The sequence below is a fragment of the Guptibacillus hwajinpoensis genome, assembly GCF_005144865.1.
Classification (GTDB): Bacteria; Bacillota; Bacilli; order Bacillales; family Guptibacillaceae; genus Guptibacillus; species Guptibacillus hwajinpoensis_A.
Genome location: NZ_SWFM01000001.1, coordinates 1,311,277 through 1,330,927 on the forward strand (window position 1 = coordinate 1,311,277; position 19,651 = coordinate 1,330,927).

Consider the following 19,651-nt stretch of genomic DNA (forward strand, 5'->3'; position numbering starts at 1 on the left):
ATGACATTAAATTAGGAAAGGATTCGCTAGATTCGTCCACTGATACTTTTGGCCCCAGCTCTCTTTTGCCAGTGTTGTCACTCTTTCAATCGCATCAGACGGCACAGCCGATAAATCTCCCATTTCATTCGGATTATAATGGTACGCATAAACACGCGAGAGGAATTGGTCAAACGGAAGCGATGCTTCCCCTTCCTCCTCACCGTTATTTCTAACAGTCGATTTAATGCCCTGTCCCCAGTCCTGGCCACTATCATTGTTCGGATTATAGAAATAAACTCGAACATCTCCAGACGCATCTTGTGCGATGCGCTGAATGGAGATCGCATGTAAGCCAAGTAGATCAGCGTTAGCTGTTGTAACAAATATTCCAACCGGATTTGGATAGATCAGCTGGTGACCTTCATTGAATTCCGGATGATGCGTTGCATAAAACAAGCGGGCGAAATTCTCGTAATCAGAAACGCCTCCTGTAACCGGATTAATGACCGAAGAAAATTCCTTCGAGATCCACTGACCATAGAATTCAGGGTTAACAAATTTATGGCCATCCTCCCCACGGAACGCACTTCGCTTCATCATTTCATCATAAACGCGATCAAGGTGAGGTACGAGAATAAGTGATACCGCATCAAGCTCTTTATGAAGATCTGGCGCAAGTCCACCAGCGATTAGAGAAGAATTAATCTCTGCGCCTTCAAACGAAATATCCACTTCTCCATCACGACACGCTCTCGCAACTAGTTCTAGAAGGAATCCTGGATCATGCTGAGACCAAAGACTAATTCCTCTTGCTGATTGACAGGTTGGATTCATTCCCTGACCGATGCCGAGCGGTTGGCCTAGAACGCTAAGAATGCCTGAGAGCAGGATTCCAACTGGCGTCAAATCGTCAGGATTATTTCGAGACTCCATTAAATCTTTTTCTACCTCAGGTAACATATCAATTTCGATAATCCTCTCAAGACCTGGAATAACAGGTGGTGATGATAGCACACCACGCTCAAGCATTCTTGCCAGACCATAGAGCGATTGAGCTGTAGAAGGGTAAATGGCTAACGTTATGAGCTCTTTCACTAATGTAAAGTGCTCATTTAAGTTTGCTTCCCCTTTTTCAGTCAGTCCAAGGGTAAGAACAAGTAAATTGCTCGCATCTTCTTCGGCTAAGAAGCGTACAAGATTCGCGTGTATTGGTGCTACAAGTCCTGTGTCTCGCATGAGATCAGCGAACCTTTCCGCTTCTAGCTCCTTCTCCATGTCGGATAAGACAGTAAACTCATTTTTGTATTGTGTAAAGTCTGGATGAGTTTTGCTTAATTCTGTTGGTGTAGTTACGCTATCGAGATAGCGTTGAATATTCTCACGCCCCTGTGGATCAAGATCCTCTGAGGAAAGAAGGTTTTCCGCAAATCCAATCATTTCTTTAATCCGCTTCACCATAATAGGACGCTGTGCTGTCAAACGATCAATTTCATTCACTAAAGTTGATGATAAAGCTCCAAGGGACAATTGTTCCGCTAGATATTGGAAAAGATGAATTCCCCTCTTTTGCTCCTGAGTCTGATTAATTCGTGCTTCCTCCGTTTCTGGAGGAAAGATCATGTTAAGATTAAGCGCCATAATTTTATTTAGAAAGCTTCGAGCTTCGTCTGCCGTAAGATTCGAGTGTTGGTAATTACCCTTAGCGATCGCAAGCACACGAAGTTCGCTTAATACTTCTAGTATCGAATAATCTCCTTCAACTTTGAATGAACCACCTACAAGCGGTGCCTGTAGTTTTCGCGGATTTTCCCAAGGTCCACCTTCAAAAACCCCTGCTTGATCATACTCCCCTGCCAACTGGTAAAGATCTTCTAATTTATTTTGATCAATGAGAACGGCAGCGTCTGATAAAAGTTCTTCTAACACAAGTGGATTTTGACGATTTTCCTTAAATGACTGAAGAGTACTCGCAAACTTTTGCTGTTCTGAATTTGAAAATGATGTTTCCATTTCCATACATCCCCCAATATTTTCAAGATAGCTATTTGTACCCCAATACCAGGAAAAGAAACCGATTCTAATGACCTATTTATTTTCAATTATGGAGGAAATCGCGGATATATCGAGATTATCGCGGATATCACCGTTTTCGCGGATAAAAATATATTTTCGCGGAAATATTCAAGAATTCGCGGATATGTCATTAAATCTGAACCATTCTCGCTCACGTCTTATAATGGGCAAAGTCCTCTCGCTCCCTTATAATAAGGACAACGAGAAATAAGGAGGGCATACCAATGAAAGAGAGCATCGAATTACATAAGGAATCATTTCTAGAAGAGCTTCAGGAATTCTTACAAATTCCTAGCATCTCAGCTGTACCAGATCATAAATCTGATGTTGATAAAGGATCTAAATGGGTTGCAACTGCTTTAGAGAAAACTGGAATGGAGAATATAGAGGTTATTGAAACGGATGGTCACCCACTCGTTTATGCTGACTGGCTTCATGCAGAAGGGCAACCAACTATTCTCATCTATGGACACTATGATGTGCAACCCGCTGATCCTCTTGATCTATGGGAAACACCGCCATTCGATCCTGTCATCCGCGACAACAAAATTTATGCTAGAGGCGCTACGGACGATAAAGGGCAGCTGTTCATCCATATCAAAGCAATAGAATTATTGATGAAAGAAAACGGTAAGCTTCCAGTGAACGTGAAATTCTGTATTGAAGGAGAAGAAGAAATCGCAAGCCCTCATCTTGTTCCATTTATCCAGGAACATACAGAAAAACTTGCTGCAGATGCAGTTGTTATTTCTGATACTTCTTTTATTAAAGAGGGGCTACCTGCTATCTGCACATCTCTTCGTGGTGCACTTGCAATGGAAGTTAACGTGAAAACGGCTAATACAGATCTTCATTCGGGCGTTTACGGTGGAGGTGTACCGAATGCGGTTCACTCACTTCTCCGTATTCTTGATAGCCTTCATAATGAAGATGGCACAATTGCTGTTGAAGGGTTTTATGAAGGTGTGCCTGAAGTAACGAATGAGCTAAGAGAAGAAATTGCTCAGATTCCTTCAGATGAAGAAGCAATGAAAAATCATCTTGGTTTAACAGCATTATTTGGCGAAAAAGGCTTCACGTTCAAGGAGCAAACAGGTATCCGTCCAACACTTGAAATCAACGGCATTTCAGGAGGCTATCAAGGGGATGGAATCAAAACCATTATTCCTTCTGAAGCAAGTGGCAAAATCAGCTGTCGCCTTGTAGGCCATCAGGATCCACAGCACATCTATGAACTTATCGAAAAACACCTTCATGATCAACAGCCTGCTGGTGCATCCGTTTCTGTTAAACAGTTTATTAAGGCGAAGCCAGTTTCCCTCGACTCCCAAAATCCAATGATACAAAAAGCTGCTGACGCTTATGAAGAAGTGTACGGTGTGCGTGCCCTTTTCCCTAAAGAAGGTGGATCAATTCCAATTGTAGAAGTCTTTGCACGAGTACTTAACGCACCAGTTGTATTAATGGGCTTTGGATTACCCTCAGAGAATTTACATGCACCAAATGAACATTTTCACATTGAGAATTTCACAAAAGGGATTGAAACAGTTTGCACTTACTTCAAATCACTGTCATGACAGTTCCTTCCTAAAGAGAAAAGAGAGGAGGCTCGATGACGAGCCTCCTCTCTTCGTTTAGAATGTGAGATAACCTTTTTTTATTCTTTTTCCATTCGAAGGATGCTCCAACCATTTGAGATGCTGAAGCTTTTCTTCTAATTTTGCGGCAATCTTCCATTCAATCCGATGCATCATTGTTCTCGCTTTATAAGGTGAGATATCAAAACGATTCGCTGCTTCATGATAAGGAGAATACTTCTTAAGAAGATTAAGGTATTGATCTGGTGTAGCAGCTGATTCAATTAACCTTACTTCCAGTTCATCTATGAACTGATAGAGGGCTTTCTCCTTCTCAGGAAGCTTTGCCACGATTTCACGAACGAGCATCTTCATTAAATGTTCATTGCAATCCATCTATCTTCCCCTACCCTTTTACCAGCTTGACTTCTTCACTCCAGGGATCTGCCCCTTATGAGCATATTCACGAAACGCAATTCTAGACATTCTAAATTCTCTTAAGTATCCCTTATTATATATGCCACATGTTTCACTTTTGGCCATCTACTAGGAACTTATCCACAATAAAAGTTACCCTTAAATTATAATAAATCGTAAACGTTTAGTTTTGCATCATAATCCTCTATTCGCTATAACGCAAAGGATTGAACTCTTATTTTATTCCAATACATTTTATTAATAGGCTCTTTTCTAAAAGATTGTTGCTTTTGAAACAATTATTGAATAAAACCCACACTTAGCTGATTGGAGCGGAAGGATGCTCGACTCCTGCGGGACTAGCGGGACAGGTGAGACCCCACAGGAGCGTAAGCGACGAGGAGGCTCACCGCCCGCCCCGGAAAGCGAGCATCCTGGAGCGGAAATTAACCAGCTATAGCAACAATGTTTACGAAATCAGCCTATTAATAAAACGAGCTCAACTGATCTGATGACAATTGAGCTCACGTTTGTTCTTATTAACTTTTGTCTTTTTTATTTGTCCTACTTCTCCCCATATGTAAAGCGAGTTTGTTAATAAACCCAAGAATAAGACCAATTCCCGTAAACAAATAAATGATTGTAAATATCTTACCGAAATCAGTTTGTGGACTAAAATCCCCAAAACCTACTGTTGTTAACGTAACAACACTAAAATAGAGTGAGTTCAGTACCGACCAATGCTCTACTGTGTGATAGAAAATAGTACCTGAGATGAGCGTAATTGTCGTTAAAAAGAAAAGAACCTGGAATTCCTCATCTTTTATCGCTTTCCATAACGCCGTGAGCATTCTCTTTAATGTGAGAAGAAATGAAATCATAAATGGCTCCTTTAAGAGATAATGTAATCTAGTTTAATCCTATACAACTACAGTAGGTTATTTTAGCATAACAATAACAGGAAGAATGCCATGGTCATTTATTCATTACCATTCTTGAAAGTTATTTCTTAAAGTAGGGAATACAGAGGGTTATGTCTAATTACTTATAAGATTGGAGAGTGGTGAGGATGAATGAGCAAGATTGGCTGAAAGCTGCTATTCAACTAGCTTCAAAAAGTGTAAAAAAGAAAGGTGGACCTTTTGGTGCAATCGTTATGAAAGATGGTGTCGTGGTTGGTGAAGGGATGAATCAGGTCACGAAGAAGCATGATCCTACCGCACATGCTGAAGTTGTTGCAATTAGAAATGCTTGTAAAAAACTTGGTACACATAAGCTTGACGGCTGTGTCATATACGCGAGTTGTGAACCTTGTCCAATGTGTCTTGGAGCGATTTACTGGGCACGACTTGAGAGGGTCTATTACGCTGCAACTAGACACGAAGCTGCTGATGCTGGTTTTGATGATGCGATGATTTATCAAGAAATTGGTAAAGAACCGCCACAACGAACGATTCCATTTCACCATATAGAAATAAGGGAGAAGCACGAACCATTTAGGAATTGGCAAAAACAGATGGGAAGAATCGATTATTAATCTCATAAGGACTGCTGTGGAGAGAGGTAAACATTCTCATTCCACGCAAAACCCTCAATTTCAACTAACGATAACCCTATTTGGATATACGGGATTATCGTTAGTTCTTTTCACTCCTATTTAACACCCAATCCCTCCAAAAAAAATCATTTCTATCTTAATACGCTGAGACAAAAACACTTCAAATCAACCTACATTCTCATTTATACCTCCTAAATTCATATACTCATATTTCATGCAATCATTTCATAAGCATAGTGATGTATCAAATTCGCGAAGGAGGGATTATGATGTCTAAGAAAGATGCAACAAAAGAAGAAAATATCGTCAAGAAGACATCGAAACAGGCAAGTGACCTTGTAAATAAATCCGCTGACACAGCGAATGATATTGTTAAATCTGTTAGCGGAAAAGACGGTCTAGTGGGCAAAGCCACGGATGCCTCAACAGACTTCGTAAAAAATGTAAGTAATACAGGAAATAAAGTGGTCGGCAAATCAGTTGATACAGCATCAAATGTAATTAAAGGAGCTTCTAAAAAACTATTTGGAAAGAAGAAAGATAAAGAATAATGGACAAAGTGAAATAGCACTGGAATAACTCCGGTGCTATTTCACTTTGCTTTCATTAGGGTCTATTCCTACTTCAATTTCATCTTACATAGAGATCGCTAGTACTCGTTCATAATGTGAAACTTTTACCATACACACTTTACCGCCATATGGGTACCGAATTAATGCTTTTATAAGATTGTAGCTTCTACCTTAGTCATTTCCTGCCTTATTATGAAGCAGAGACATATTCCTAATTGGTACACCAGCTTCTATATAACTTCTTACAAGCTTCCAATTTCCTTGTACACCTTTTCGAAATGTATCGAAGAACACATTCCCCGTCTCACTTTGTTCTCCATCCACTTTAATCGAAGCATGAATGATCGCAAGCATCTCATTTCGACGAAGTGGCGTAACGGCAACCTGTTCGAGGACCCAGACAGTCCCATCTTTTTCAAATGCATGGAATGCCTGCTCCCAGCCCTGAATCGATTCTTCATAATGAAAATCATAAACCTCCGATTGACTTGTCACTTCTCTAGCTTGATAACTCTCACTTATGTAGGACTTTAGTTCGTCAATGGATGATCTTCTCCAGCTTGATAGAAATTCATCAAGAAATTCTTGAAATCCACTCATTTTAATCGATCCCCTTTCAATTACTAATTTCTATAGGAAGTGGCGCAATCCATTCATCCTTTCCCTTCCCTACATGCAATAGGAACAACCTTAAGAATATGTTATATTACATAAGAAGTGATATTGAAAGGACTAAATGACATAATGACTAACCATAAAGAATTACAAGAAGAAATAAAGAAGAGACGGACATTTGCGATTATCTCTCACCCCGATGCTGGTAAAACAACATTAACCGAAAAGTTGCTATTCCTTGGTGGACAGATCCGTTCAACTGGTACCGTTAAATCAAGGAAATCGTCCAAGTATGCAACATCTGACTGGATGGAAATTGAGAAACAACGTGGAATCTCTGTTACGTCCAGTGTAATGAACTTTAACTACAAGGGACATACCATTAACATTCTTGATACACCAGGACACGAAGACTTCAGTGAAGATACGTACCGGACACTTCTTGCTGTCGACAGTGTTGTAATGATTATTGATGCCGCTAAAGGGGTCGAGTCACAAACGAAGAAACTTTTTAAAGTTGTAAGTGAGCACGGCATTCCAATCTTTACTTTCATTAACAAAATGGATCGTCAGGGTCGTGAGCCACTTGAGCTTCTTGAAGAAATTGAAGATGTGCTTGGAATTGAATCATACCCTATGAACTGGCCAATTGGAATCGGGCAGTCCTTCCAGGGAGTTTATGATCGTCATCAGAAAGCAGTCGAATTCTATGATACGGAAGGCGACAACAAGCAAGCGATGCAGATTTCAGATCTTGAAGATCCTGTGTTAAAAGAAAAAGCAGGAGAAGATCTCGTTAATCAACTACAAGAAGACGTGATGTTACTTGATGAAGCAGGAGCGACTTATAGTGAAGAAGCGCTACAATCTGGTAAGCAAACACCTGTCTTTTTCGGGAGTGCCATCTCAAGCTTTGGTGTTCCTACATTCCTGAATCACTTCCTTGACCTTGCACCATCTCCAGCTCCTCGAGAAAGCTCTGAAGGTGAAGTAAAGCCGGATGAAGAAACATTCTCAGGCTTTATCTTCAAAATCCAAGCGAACATGAACCCCGCTCACCGTGACCGTGTAGCATTCTTACGAATTGTTTCCGGTACGTTTGAAAAAGGGATGGAAGCATGGCTTGAGCGAACAGGGAAAAGCATGAAGTTATCTCAAGGTCAGCTATTCTTCGCTTCTTCACGTGGTAATGTCGATAAAGCTTATCCTGGTGATATCGTAGGTCTTTACGATTCTGGCACGTACCAAATAGGCGACACTCTCGTTGGATCGAAGAATGTTTATTCCTTCGGTGCCCTACCTACTTTCCCACCTGAGCATTTCGCTAAAGTACGTGCGCAAAAGGCGATGAAACAGAAGCACTTCTATAAAGGTGTGCAGCAGCTTTCTGAAGAAGGTGCCATTCAGGTATACCGAACTGCGCATTGGGATGAAATCGTAATCGGTGTTGTAGGTCGACTACAGTTCGAGATCTTCGAATACCGGATGAAAGGCGAATACAATGTCGATATTCAATTTGATACAATGCCTCACCAGCATGCACGTTGGATTGAAACAGATAACCCTGAAGATAAAGTCGATAGCATCCGCAACATGCTTGTCTATGATCAGCTTAAGCGACCTGTTCTTCTATTCCAAAACGACTTTGCCCTTCGCTGGTTCCAAGATAAAAACCCTGATATTCCATTAAGAGAATCCAGGTAATATGATAGAACAAAACGAACGTGTACTCGAGAGTACACGTTCGTTTTATTTCGTAAGCAACTTTTCACATCGAACTCCGTGATTTCTCCCCCACTCTTCCATTGTATGAAGGAGTGTTTTGAGAGAATGACCATATTCGGTCAGCGAGTATTGCACCTTGGGCGGTATGTCATCAGATACTTCTTTATTGACTAATCCATCTTCCTCAAGTTCTTTCAGATGCTTTATTAAGGTTTGATGTGGAATACGAGGAATTACTCTTTTGAACTCGCTAAATCGAAGAGGCTGCTTTACTAATTCAAGTAATATAACAGCTTTCCATTTTCCACAAACAACATCAAGGGTTGTCTTCATATTCTCTACTGAGCTGTTCAAATTGTCTCAGCACCTCCAGGTATATAACAATATACTTCTTCACAAAAAAGTGAGATATAGTAAGATAAGTTTATATTACCACAAGTTAACCGTTGATTTAGAAGGGAGTTTCTATGTCCGTACATTACTCAACCTCTGTCCATATTCTAGGACAGTCTATTATAAAGCATAAGGACCAAATTACAGCAAACGCCCGATCTACCTGCGAAATTGCAAGTAATGAACAAAAGCTACCAGACGTCGTTCCAAACACCTTCTATGACCATATCGTTGCCTCTCTTGCAGAGTCCATTGAAGCCGGTGAAGTGTCTTACACGAATGATGACTTGCCTTCCTTTGAAGAAGCACGCAGAATGACTGGCCTTCTTGAATCGATACTAATGAGTGTCTCTTCCATCAAGCAAGCTCTTCTCAATTATATTGATGAATATAGTAAAGAGATTGATTTAACCGTATCAGAAGTTATTTCGATTACTAAATTAATTGACCCGCTTATTAATGAATATCTTCATTACTATACGGAGAATCACTTGATGCAAGCAGCTCAAAGTCTTCAAGCTGAGTATTATCAATCTGATGAGCTATCTGTACCAATTATTAAAATTTCGAATCGCGTAGCCATTTGTCCTATTATTGGTGACATCGATGAAAGACGCGGCAATCTGATCTTAGAACGTACGCTAACTGAGTCTAGTGCAAAGAAAATCCGCACGCTCATCCTTGACTTATCTGGTATTGAAACACTCGACACAATGATGACTCAGCACCTTTTCAAGATTGTTGATTCGCTTGAATTAATGGGTGTAGAAATTATTGTGACTGGTGTTAGCTCTGAAGTAGCGATTGGAGTCGTCTCACTTGGACTTGATCTAAATGCATTAACAATTAAACAGAATCTTTCAGATGCTCTTCAGGAGCTCGGGATGATTGATTCGTAATCATTTCTTCGACGACAAAAAGGACCAAAATGGTCCTTTTTTATTTTCCCCTATAAGGGTTGAACACTCAAGCATCCCCCAGGAAATATGTATCAAGCTTCTTCTCTTCTATCCCATCTTTATTTTTCACACTATATGCATACGCATTACGTCTTGAACTGACGATCTTCTTTATGTTCTGCCCCACATAGTGAATGGCCACCCCATCATCCAATGCAACACCTCCTTGAAGCTTTTGTGTTTCCATTAGATGAAAGTACATTCTTTTTCGATCCACTTCACCATCATAGTGTGGGCAGCTACTTCCATGTAAAAAACCTAGACAAGTGATCGACTCAAGTTCATCACCATAAGAGTCTGTCACCCCTTCTTCAAACCAACAAATCGCTCCGGCGCTTATTCCAGCTAGAATGACCCCCTTTTCCCAAGCCTTTTTCAAAGCAACATCAAGTCCCCATTCTCTCCATAAGACGAGTAAATTCTTTGTATTTCCTCCACCGACATAGATAATGTCCTGATTTAATAGAAATGCCTCAAAGTCTCGAACTGGAGGTTTGAAGAGAGATAAGTGCGTAGGGATACACTGTTGTTTCTCGAAAAAAGCATAAAACCTTGCAATATATCCTTCAGCATCTCCGCTAGCAGTTGGGATAAAACATATTTTCGGACATGATTTCTTAGACTGTTTTAAAATGTACTCATCTAATACTGGGTGATCAGCTTCCATTGAAAATCCCCCACCACCCATTGCAATAATTTGCTTCATCACATCTTCCTCCTTTTATTACTCAAAAACCATTCCATTCGTACCCTGTTTGTTCCTGCCAAAAAAGAGGCTATTCAATTGAATAGCCTCTTTTTATTACATAGCTTTTTGATGTTCGCTCTCTCTTTTTCTTTTGGATACTACTTCTTTACTTGCTGATCGATAGAATGAGTAACCCATCATTAGCACGACAATTGAAAAAGGAAATGCTGCGATAATTAGCATATTCTGCAGCCCCTGTGTTCCTCCAAAATAAACAATGACTGCAGCCATTCCAGATAATGATAAACCCCATACAATTTTGATTGGCGCTGCCGGATTTAATGAACCTGAGGTTGTAAGCATCCCTAATACAAATGTCGCTGAATCAGCTGATGTGATGAAAAAGATTGCAATAACAATAATGGTGATAAATGACATAAGCGTTCCAAGTGGATACTCTTGCAAGACCGCAAATGTAGCTGTTTCAATTGAGTAGTCCGATATGGTGGCAATTCCACTCTGTTGAAGATCAAGTGCAGAAACACCAAAGACTGCAAAGAAAATAAAGCAAACAATCGCTGGTACAAACAATACACCAAGCATAAATTCTTTGATTGTACGTCCTCTAGAAATTCTAGCAATAAAGATACCTACAAATGGTGACCATGAGATCCACCATGCCCAGTAGAATATTGTCCATCCATTAACCCAAGAACGGCTATCGGCATTCATAGGCTCAATATGGAAACTCATATCAAAGAAATTCGCAATATATCCACCTAGAGTTCCAGTGAACATATTCATTATATAAAGTGTAGGCCCAACAATTAATAGCATTATCATCAATACGAAACCTAAGATCATGTTACTATTGCTTAGATATTTAATACCTTTATTAAGTCCTGACCATGCTGACACAATAAATAAGAATGTAGATATTGCAAGAATAATGAGTTGAACTTTAAAGTTTGTTGGGGTATTAAATAAAAACGAGAGGCCTTCATTAATTTGAGCTGAGCCGAATCCAAGTGTGGCGGCTACTCCAATTACAGTGGCCACTACTGCAAGCGTATCAATTAAATACCCTAGTGGACCCTGCATTCTTTTCTCACCTAACAACGGAATGAGTGTAGCACTTATTAATCCGGGATACCCTTTATGGAATTTGAAATATGCTAGTACTAAACCTACAAGTGCATATACTGCCCATGCATGAACTCCCCAATGAAAGAATGAGTATTGAAGCGCTTCTTCAATGGCACGAGGCGTTCCAAGCTCCCCACTTGGGCTATTTTTAAAAGCGTGTGAAATTGGTTCTGCAGTTGTCCAAAAGACTAGTCCCATGCCCATTCCAGCACTAAACAGCATAGCAAACCATGTTGGTAGACTAAACTCAGGCTGATCATCCTTTTTGCCAAGCTTAATATCTTTAAACCTAGAAAAAATGAGGTATACACAAAAAGCCAGAATCACCATGACAATCAGTAAATAATACCACCCAAAGCGACTAGAAATAAATGTGGTGACAGTAGTTGTAACCTCCTGTAAATGGCTTGGTGCTACAGCTCCCCATAAAACAATAAGAGCACAAATGACAAAACTATACCAAAAAACCGATGTTGCATTTCTCATTAACTCACCTCTATGTACTAATTTCTTTAATGGACAGGCTTAATTCTCGAAAGATAATTTCAGATTCTTCCCGCGGAGTGAAGGGTTTAAATCCACTTGTTGTTCTCCAAAAATTATTGTCCTCATTTTCCTTTTCTTCTCATACCCTTAACGAGAAGTTTTAAGACATTAAATTGCAATATATATGAAATTAATTTTCAAAGAATTAGAAACAGAAGACAAAGAGTATCAATCTTTACCCTTCATACTCTTTGCGAATGATATAGGATAGTTAACTACATTTTCATTCTGTCCTGTAATGCGTTAACATGGGGTTAGACTAAGAAAAGAAATAGCTTATGAAAGAGGTGATCAATTTGAACAATTCCACTCTCCCTACTTATGCATCGATTGAGGAAGCTTCAAGTGATGTTCTCGAAGTGATCAGTAAGTTCGTTGGGGTAAATACGTTTTTTGTAGCGAAAAATGATCAAAAGGACGTAGATATTGTCTCGTCTTTTAATCGGAATGAAGTTATTCTTGACTCTGATTTTGAAACACTTTATCGTGATTCTTTCTGACAATTCATCGTTAAAGGCGGTCGTGAACCCCTTATCATAAATGATCTCAATACACATGAAGCAACGAAAGACATGGAAGTTACAAAGAATCTTGGAGGCGGCTCATTAATCGGTGTCCCTATTTATTATCGAAATGGGGACAACTATGGCACACTTTGTGGGCTTGATCTTAAGCCGTTCAAGTACACAGAGGATCATGTGGATCTATTCAATGCAATGGCGAATCTACTTGGAAATGTGCTTGAGTTAGAAAGAGCCAACAGCGAAATCGAATCGTTGTCAGTTCCGATCGTACCAATTTCGGATGAAGTGGCCATTCTACCAATTATAGGTGACGTGAGTGAAGGAAGGACTGAACGAATAATGGAAATCGCACTTTCTGAAAGTGCGAGTAATAACCTGGATTATCTTATCTTTGATTTATCAGGTCTTGTTAACATTCATTCGAACAGTGCCATGAATCTTTTGAAAATTGGTCAATCTCTAAAGCTAATCGGTGTGCAAATGATTGTAACAGGCATTCGGCCTGACCTTGCTTTAAAAGCCGTTCAATCACATAGTGACTTTGATCAAATCATCGTTGAATCAAACCTTAAACAAGCTTTAAATTGGATCGGTTACAAATTAGTGAAAGAGTAAATGAAGACTGTTTGTCGATTACTATAGGAATGAATAAGGGATTGCCCCACCGGCAGTCCTTTTTCTTTATAGCACACATATGCCATTCCAATTTTTCTTCTACTATCTCTTTACTTCAGAGGTTGATTTAACTGTCAGATTTTCTTAAGCTAATCAGAAATAAATAAACACCCAACCAGCGCTATGCGCGCAATGGCTAGGTGTTTGATATTATGTGTGAATCGATTAGAATAAGCTCATCTATAAACACTTGCGCACGTTCCAGCTGCTGGTTCATAATAACAATGATTTTTATATTGACCGGCAAAAGGTTGACCGTACCATGTTTGAGGACATGGCGCATATGGATTGAAATACCAAAGAGCATATTTCCCTGGTTGCTGTCTCCAATAATCCAAATTCCTTTTGGCTAACCTTTTCTCAGCAGATCTCGCTCTATGGTAAAACACATTACCCTTTTGAACAGCTTCAAAAGAATAATTTCCTCCTTGGACTTGATAAATGACTTGCGGAATTGTCCTTAAATCTACAAAGTCTAAACAATCAGCTTGAGCACGATTAACAATGACATTTCCAACATATAGCATCCCTTGTTGTCCTTCACCTTCCGCTTCCGCTCTCATCATCCTTGCCATTAAATCAACATCTGAACTTGTATATTTTACTCTTGGCATTTTCTCACCCCAAAAGTATTGTATGAAAGTTGCCTACTTTGATGTCATTCCTTTTACATCTTTTTCATTAAATTTAGTTACATGAGGTTCCAGATCAGTAAAATCACTCCGTGGAAAGCGGGCAGGAGAGCAAATCAACTACTACTCTTCTAGCAACAAAGTATACGAAAAGAGCCTAACAATAAAAGACTCCAGACATTTAAGCTGAACTACTATCAAAATTTCACTATGTTAGTGATTGACCAATTGTTAAGTAGGTTGATTCAATCTCTTCAGACGTAACAGGCTTACTAAAGAAATATCCCTGTATGCTATCACAACCCTTTTCTGATAAAAATTGCGCTTGCTCTATCGTCTCTACACCCTCAGCAATTACGTGAAGCTTTAATTGCTTACTCATCGCAATGATCGCACTTGTAATTTGGTCTGATTTCACATTGTGAGTCAATTCATCGATAAATGATTTATCGATCTTTACCTGATTAATGGAAAAGTCTTTTAAATAGCTAAGCGAGCTATGACCTGTACCAAAATCATCGATTGAGATGCTAACACCAAGATCTCGTAATGAGGTAATCATCCATGACGAGCGTGTTGAATTCTCCATTGTCATGCTCTCTGTCACTTCGAGCTCGATTAAGGAAGGATCAAGGTGATAGCGTTCAATCGTTTCTTTCACTGTTGTTATCAGCTCTTCTGTCTGGAACTGTTTCGCTGATAAATTAACTGAGACGCGAATCGAATTTCCTATGTCGCTCCATTTCTTTGCTTGCGCACATGCCATATCAAGAACCTGACTTCCAAGTTCAATGATTAACCCAGTCTCTTCAGCAAGTGTTATAAAATCATTCGGATATCTGAGTTTCCCTTCCTTAGGTTGCCAACGAACGAGCGCTTCGACACCAGATAGGGAACCATCCTCACACTTAACTTGTGGCTGATAGTGAAGAACGAACTCCTTCTCTTGCAACGCTGTCCTGAGCGAACTTTCTTGGATTAATCTTAATTCGCTTTTTTTCCCCATTGAAGTGGAGTAGAACTGGTATTTTTGTCTGTTTCGTCCTTTCGCTGAATACATAGCGATATCAGCATGCTTCATTAGAGATTCCACGTTTTTTCCATCATCAGGTGTCAGCGCAATACCAATGCTTACTGATGTTGAAAGCTCATGGGAACCTACAAGAAAAGGTTCTTTAAAACATGCTACAATTTGATCGGCTAGTTCGTCAGGATATATCTTCTGAAAATCATTAAGTACGACGACAAACTCATCTCCTCCAAGCCTCGAAAGAAACCCATAGGGTTCAACGCAAGATTGGAGACGCTCGGCAACAGATACAAGAAACTCATCTCCCGTGTTATGTCCGAGTGCATCATTGATTACCTTAAACCGATCAAGATCAAGCATCATTACAGCAACGTCACAACAGTCTTCTTTTCCTGTTAAGACTTTCTCTAGATATTCACCGAAGAATCGACGGTTTGGCAGAAGGGTCAGTGCATCGTAATAGGCCATTTGTTGCGTTTCTCGCTCAGCTTTTCGTTGATTCGTGATGTCTTTCGTAATTGCATAAATACGATCTAGCTTATTGTTTAAATAGATTGGAACAAACGTAACATTTAACTCATTCACATCCCCTTGGAATGTATAAACTTTCGTATTCAAGCTGACTGCTTTCTTTGTTTCATGCACTTTACGAAAATGATTACGCATTTGTTCATAATCATCTTTCTCAAAGAAATCCATCGGATTAATGTTACTCAATTGTTCATTCTTAACGCTAAATAACTTCTCCCCCGCTGGATTGAGAGAGCGAATCCTGCCCTCAACAGATAGGGTCATAATCGCATCAATACTATAGGAGAGGAGAGAGCGAAGGCGATAATCATTTCCTTTAAGCTCGATTGACTGCTTAATAAATCTGCGTTCTGTCACAATTCCAAAGATTAAAATGGTTTGAATGCATAACGTACACATCGCAATAACAATTGAAAGAGCCGTTGTGTTTAGCCCTTCACCGTACGTATCATTTCCTTCTGAAGTTAACTCGAATGTTGCAGCTTCAAGCCCTACGTAATGCATACCTGCAATCGCAAGCCCCATAATGCTAGCGCTTATGACTTTCCACAAAAACACATGTCTAGTAGGATTAGCTTTCGAAAACGCAAATGATAGTTTAAGAGCTGTAAAAGATGCTCCTACTGCAATGATTATTGATAGAGATAGAAGCCAGCGATTGTATGTAATCACTACCATGTCCATTGCTTCCATACCGATATAGTGCATTGCAATGATCGCACTCGCCATAAAAACAGTACCTATCAAAAGTCTACGATTCGTCAGTTTCTGACTACCTACTGCCAGAAGAGCTATAAATGCCCCCATAAAAGATGCTCCAATGGAAAGGAAGACCAATGAAACATCATACGTTACTGGTACTGACATTGAAAATGCTAACATGCCAATAAAATGCATAGACCAGATGCCAATTCCCATTGCACCTGCTCCTCCAATTACCCAAGTCCACTTACGTATTCCTTTCGCATGGGTTATTCTTCCTGCAAGATCAAGTCCACTATAAGATGCAATAATAGCTATGAAAATGGAAAGAATCATGATCCATAAATTATACTGTCCAGACATTTGAATCATATAGTTATTCCTCCGATATCATCTGTGATGTTCTACTCTCATCTTTTATCGGACAGTATTTGACAAAACTTAAGACAATACTTCATTACATACGAATTCCAAGCTTTCTTTTAATCTCATTTAGAAAAGGACGAGCCTTTTCTCTAGCTTTCCTTGCTCCTTCTTCAAGAACTAAGTCCAGTTCGTCTGTATGCGACATGTAATAGTTATACTTTCTCCGAGGTTCCTCAAGGAAAGAGTCCATTGCTCGAAAAAGTTCACTTTTGGCATCGCCCCATCCAATTCCATGCTCAAATCGTTCACGCATTCCCTCTATATCCTTATCACTCGCAAACTCTTGATATAGTGCAAATACAACTGAATCATCGGGATTTTTCGGTTCATTTGGGAGTGAAGAATCCGTTTTAATACGATTAATTAGTTTACGAAGTTTTGTAGATTCTTCAAATAAAGGAATAGTGTTATCATAGCTTTTACTCATTTTCCTTCCATCTAGACCTGGAATGATTGCAGTTGAATCCTCCACAACATAGTCCGGTATTGAAAATGTTTGACCAAATTGCTTGTTGAATCCTTCAGCAAGACGACTTGCAATCTCGACATGTTGAATCTGGTCCTTTCCAACTGGAACAAGATTAGATTTGAAAAGAAGAATATCGGATGCCATTAAAATTGGATAAGTGAATAACCCTATGTTTACACCATCATCTGGCTCTCGTCCTGCTTCATTATTTCGTTCAACAGCCGCTTTGTAGGCATGAGCCCTATTCATTAGACCTTTTGAGCTAAAACATGAAAGAATCCAGGATAGTTCAAAAATTTCAGGTACATCAGATTGGCGATAGAAAATTGATTTCGCAGGATCAAGTCCTAATGCAAGCCATGTAGCTGCAATGCCATATGAAAATTCTTTCATCTGTTTCGGGTCTCGTACGCTCGTTAATGCATGATAATCAGCAACGAAATAAATCGGCTCAAGATCTTCATTCTTGGCAAGATTAAGGGCAGGCTTGATCGCCCCACTATAATTACCAAGATGAACTTGACCAGTTGGTTTAATCCCAGTTAGAACTGTTTTCTTCATCTCTATTCCTCCATTTTAGACAACACAAAAAGGGCTCCCCATCCAAAAAGGACGAGAAACCCGTGGTGCCACCTTTATTCGCTTACATTTGTAAACGCACTTAACCTTACAGGAACGAAGACATTTCGATAAGGTGTCTTTTGTATCGGTAAGACGCTCCGCCGAAGCCTACTATGTGTTCAGTTCGGTAGCTCAGAAGCCCATTCCTTTTTCGCGCACGCTGATTCTCAGCTACCATCAGCTCTCTGAAGTGCTATTCGAAAGTACTCTTCTTCTTCATTGCTAGACTATTTTTTTTATTATTCTAACTTTACACATAAAAAAGATCAACACTTTTCCATTTTATAACTGAATAATTTAAACCTCCTCCGTACATTATGGAATTATATGACTATCCTAAATGAAACCAGGATATCAAAATGAAAGGAGACAACAATGAACGACTTACATTCATTCAGCTGGTATGCTGCTCGTATTAAGAAGCACATGCCTACAGAAGCTTTTAAACCCGTCCCGAGCAGATTAATTGGGGGACTTACATATTTAGTAATAACAATAAGCTGTTTTCTTGTGATAGGACTACTGGAATTACACCCACTAGTGAACTTGATGTTCTCCTTAATTATAGGTGCTTGCTTTGCAGGTCTTGGCTTTCTAGGTCATGAAATTCTGCATGGGACTGTCGTCCGGAAATCATGGCTTCGAGATCTTCTGGGGGCTATTGCCTTTTGGCCGCTAAGTACTGGACCACAGCTGTGGAGAAAATGGCATAACTTGAATCATCATGTTCATACACAACACGATGAAAATGATCCAGATGCTTGGCCTACCCTTGAGAGAATCTCGAAATTAAGAGTATTTAGATGGATCTATCAACTTCCTTTGTTTGTACGTGCTTTCTTCGCCTTTACATCCCTTACAGTTCAATTTACGGCTCATTCACTCAAAATGTTTACAGTGTATGTAAAGGAATTCAAACCACGTAAGCAACCGGAAGTATGGTTACAAACGATCCTTCCCTGGATGACATGGTTAGGTCTTATTTTCATTATTGGCTTTACAAAATGGCTATTTGCCTTTCTTATCCCACTTCTGATCGCTAACTTTATTGTTATGGCTTATATATCAACAAATCACAGGCTTAACCCACTAACCCCTGTGAATGATCCACTTGCCAACAGTTTGACGGTGACAGTTCCAAAGTGGGTGGATACGATCCATTTCAATTTCTCCTACCATACGGAGCATCATCTTTTTCCTGGGATGAATCCAAAATATTACCCACTCGTTAAGCAACATATTAAAAACATGTGGCCAGAACGGTATCACGAAATGCCTATGTCGCAGGCTCTTATTGCATTATGGAAAACACCTCGTGTTTATTTCGAGCACAATGAGCTAATCGATCCTATGAACAAGAATGCTTATGGATCTCTAGGAAACAAATTAAACCCGAAAGCAATTCTTCCAAGAAAGCTGACAGATAAATAGCGCACAAGAAAAGGCTGATTAAATGAAATCAGCCTTCTTGCGTGTTTATTATTCAACCCATGCTCTATCGACAGAAATATTCTGCCTAATACAGCCAATCTTCAGAGAATTAGTAGCCTCCTCCAACAAAAGCTGCACCTACGATGATAAGGAGAATAAACAGCACTACAATTAGAGCAAACCCATTGCCGTAACCGTATCCCATGGAGTATGACCTCCTTTCCATCATGGATTACTACATACTATGCAAGACTCAAAGTAATGGATGGGCGTTCGCTCAAGTTTTTAATTATACTTTTTCGATCTATGGATGGAGCAATATTCCTTATTCCGCTGTTGATCATTTTTCTATTGTGTAT

At 39.6% G+C, this 19,651-nt stretch carries 19 protein-coding genes, 1 pseudogene and 1 other annotated feature; of the genes and pseudogenes, 8 read left to right on the plus strand and 12 right to left on the minus strand.

The features are described 5' to 3' along the window. Positions 1–6 precede the first annotated feature (6 nt). Positions 7–1,992: a hypothetical protein gene (locus tag FBF83_RS06530; protein ID WP_136946281.1), complete on the minus strand. Its 1,986-nt coding sequence runs from the start codon at positions 1,990–1,992 to the stop codon at positions 7–9. Between the two features lie 287 nt (positions 1,993–2,279). Here FBF83_RS06530 and FBF83_RS06535 point away from each other — a divergent pair, with 287 nt between their 5' ends. Beyond that, complete coding sequence (locus FBF83_RS06535; RefSeq protein WP_136946282.1) at positions 2,280–3,632, plus strand: dipeptidase; 1,353 nt, start codon at positions 2,280–2,282, stop codon at positions 3,630–3,632. 57 nt (positions 3,633–3,689) lie between these two features. Here FBF83_RS06535 and FBF83_RS06540 read toward each other — a convergent pair whose 3' ends face one another. From FBF83_RS06540 to FBF83_RS06550, 3 genes and pseudogenes are all read right to left on the minus strand, one after another. Further along, positions 3,690–4,028 (minus strand): hypothetical protein, encoded by a 339-nt coding sequence (locus FBF83_RS06540; RefSeq protein ID WP_136946283.1) that lies wholly within the window; start codon positions 4,026–4,028, stop codon positions 3,690–3,692. A gap of 18 nt (positions 4,029–4,046) precedes the next feature. Then, positions 4,047–4,142, minus strand: a pseudogene (locus FBF83_RS06545) (30S ribosomal protein S14); the annotation flags it as partial. Positions 4,143–4,588: 446 nt separating this feature from the next. Continuing rightward, positions 4,589–4,930, minus strand: a complete 342-nt coding sequence (locus FBF83_RS06550; protein WP_136946285.1) for a potassium channel family protein — start codon at positions 4,928–4,930, stop codon at positions 4,589–4,591. Positions 4,931–5,118: 188 nt separating this feature from the next. Here FBF83_RS06550 and FBF83_RS06555 point away from each other — a divergent pair, with 188 nt between their 5' ends. Further along, entirely contained in the window at positions 5,119–5,586 is a 468-nt protein-coding gene (locus tag FBF83_RS06555; RefSeq protein ID WP_136946286.1) for a nucleoside deaminase, read from the plus strand. A gap of 290 nt (positions 5,587–5,876) precedes the next feature. Further along, positions 5,877–6,158 carry a hypothetical protein gene (locus FBF83_RS06560; protein WP_136946287.1) on the plus strand — a complete coding sequence of 94 codons (282 nt, stop codon included), beginning with the start codon at positions 5,877–5,879 and terminating at the stop codon, positions 6,156–6,158. Between the two features lie 192 nt (positions 6,159–6,350). On the opposite strand, the gene FBF83_RS06565 is transcribed toward FBF83_RS06560, so the two are convergent. After that, positions 6,351–6,779 carry a flavoprotein gene (locus FBF83_RS06565; protein WP_136946288.1) on the minus strand — a complete coding sequence of 143 codons (429 nt, stop codon included), beginning with the start codon at positions 6,777–6,779 and terminating at the stop codon, positions 6,351–6,353. A gap of 144 nt (positions 6,780–6,923) precedes the next feature. Here FBF83_RS06565 and FBF83_RS06570 point away from each other — a divergent pair, with 144 nt between their 5' ends. After that, the gene (locus FBF83_RS06570) at positions 6,924–8,498 is read left to right on the plus strand and encodes a peptide chain release factor 3 (RefSeq protein ID WP_136946289.1); all 1,575 of its coding nucleotides are present in this window, start codon (positions 6,924–6,926) and stop codon (positions 8,496–8,498) included. A gap of 45 nt (positions 8,499–8,543) precedes the next feature. On the opposite strand, the gene FBF83_RS06575 is transcribed toward FBF83_RS06570, so the two are convergent. Further along, positions 8,544–8,873, minus strand: coding sequence for a winged helix-turn-helix transcriptional regulator (locus FBF83_RS06575; RefSeq protein ID WP_240687995.1), 330 nt, complete (start codon positions 8,871–8,873; stop codon positions 8,544–8,546). 113 nt (positions 8,874–8,986) lie between these two features. On the opposite strand from FBF83_RS06575, the gene FBF83_RS06580 reads away from it, so the two are divergent. Beyond that, positions 8,987–9,811 (plus strand): STAS domain-containing protein, encoded by an 825-nt coding sequence (locus FBF83_RS06580; protein ID WP_136946290.1) that lies wholly within the window; start codon positions 8,987–8,989, stop codon positions 9,809–9,811. A 67-nt stretch (positions 9,812–9,878) separates the two neighbouring features. On the opposite strand, the gene FBF83_RS06585 is transcribed toward FBF83_RS06580, so the two are convergent. Both FBF83_RS06585 and FBF83_RS06590 read right to left on the minus strand, forming a co-directional pair. Beyond that, the gene (locus FBF83_RS06585) at positions 9,879–10,577 is read right to left on the minus strand and encodes a peptidase E (RefSeq protein ID WP_136946291.1); all 699 of its coding nucleotides are present in this window, start codon (positions 10,575–10,577) and stop codon (positions 9,879–9,881) included. Positions 10,578–10,673: 96 nt separating this feature from the next. Continuing rightward, a complete protein-coding gene (locus FBF83_RS06590) occupies positions 10,674–12,191 on the minus strand; it encodes a BCCT family transporter (protein WP_136946292.1) in 1,518 nt (505 codons plus the stop codon). 356 nt (positions 12,192–12,547) lie between these two features. On the opposite strand from FBF83_RS06590, the gene FBF83_RS06595 reads away from it, so the two are divergent. Together FBF83_RS06595 and FBF83_RS06600 are read left to right on the plus strand one after the other, a co-directional pair. Next, on the plus strand, positions 12,548–12,751 hold the full coding sequence (locus FBF83_RS06595) for a hypothetical protein (protein WP_240687996.1): 204 nt from the start codon (positions 12,548–12,550) through the stop codon (positions 12,749–12,751). Positions 12,752–12,784: 33 nt separating this feature from the next. Then, positions 12,785–13,390 (plus strand): STAS domain-containing protein, encoded by a 606-nt coding sequence (locus tag FBF83_RS06600; protein WP_255435937.1) that lies wholly within the window; start codon positions 12,785–12,787, stop codon positions 13,388–13,390. A 236-nt stretch (positions 13,391–13,626) separates the two neighbouring features. Here FBF83_RS06600 and FBF83_RS06605 read toward each other — a convergent pair whose 3' ends face one another. The 3 genes from FBF83_RS06605 to FBF83_RS06615 form a co-directional block, all read right to left on the minus strand. Further along, positions 13,627–14,064 carry a cell wall hydrolase gene (locus FBF83_RS06605; RefSeq protein ID WP_136946295.1) on the minus strand — a complete coding sequence of 146 codons (438 nt, stop codon included), beginning with the start codon at positions 14,062–14,064 and terminating at the stop codon, positions 13,627–13,629. A gap of 226 nt (positions 14,065–14,290) precedes the next feature. Beyond that, positions 14,291–16,717: an EAL domain-containing protein gene (locus tag FBF83_RS06610; protein WP_136946296.1), complete on the minus strand. Its 2,427-nt coding sequence runs from the start codon at positions 16,715–16,717 to the stop codon at positions 14,291–14,293. A gap of 85 nt (positions 16,718–16,802) precedes the next feature. After that, positions 16,803–17,801: a tryptophan--tRNA ligase gene (locus FBF83_RS06615; protein WP_136946297.1), complete on the minus strand. Its 999-nt coding sequence runs from the start codon at positions 17,799–17,801 to the stop codon at positions 16,803–16,805. A 44-nt stretch (positions 17,802–17,845) separates the two neighbouring features. Then, positions 17,846–18,090 (minus strand) — a binding site (T-box leader). A 146-nt stretch (positions 18,091–18,236) separates the two neighbouring features. On the opposite strand from FBF83_RS06615, the gene FBF83_RS06620 reads away from it, so the two are divergent. Then, the gene (locus FBF83_RS06620) at positions 18,237–19,292 is read left to right on the plus strand and encodes a fatty acid desaturase family protein (RefSeq protein WP_136946298.1); all 1,056 of its coding nucleotides are present in this window, start codon (positions 18,237–18,239) and stop codon (positions 19,290–19,292) included. A gap of 109 nt (positions 19,293–19,401) precedes the next feature. On the opposite strand, the gene FBF83_RS06625 is transcribed toward FBF83_RS06620, so the two are convergent. After that, positions 19,402–19,497, minus strand: a complete 96-nt coding sequence (locus FBF83_RS06625; protein ID WP_136946299.1) for a YjcZ family sporulation protein — start codon at positions 19,495–19,497, stop codon at positions 19,402–19,404. Positions 19,498–19,651: the final 154 nt, after the last annotated feature.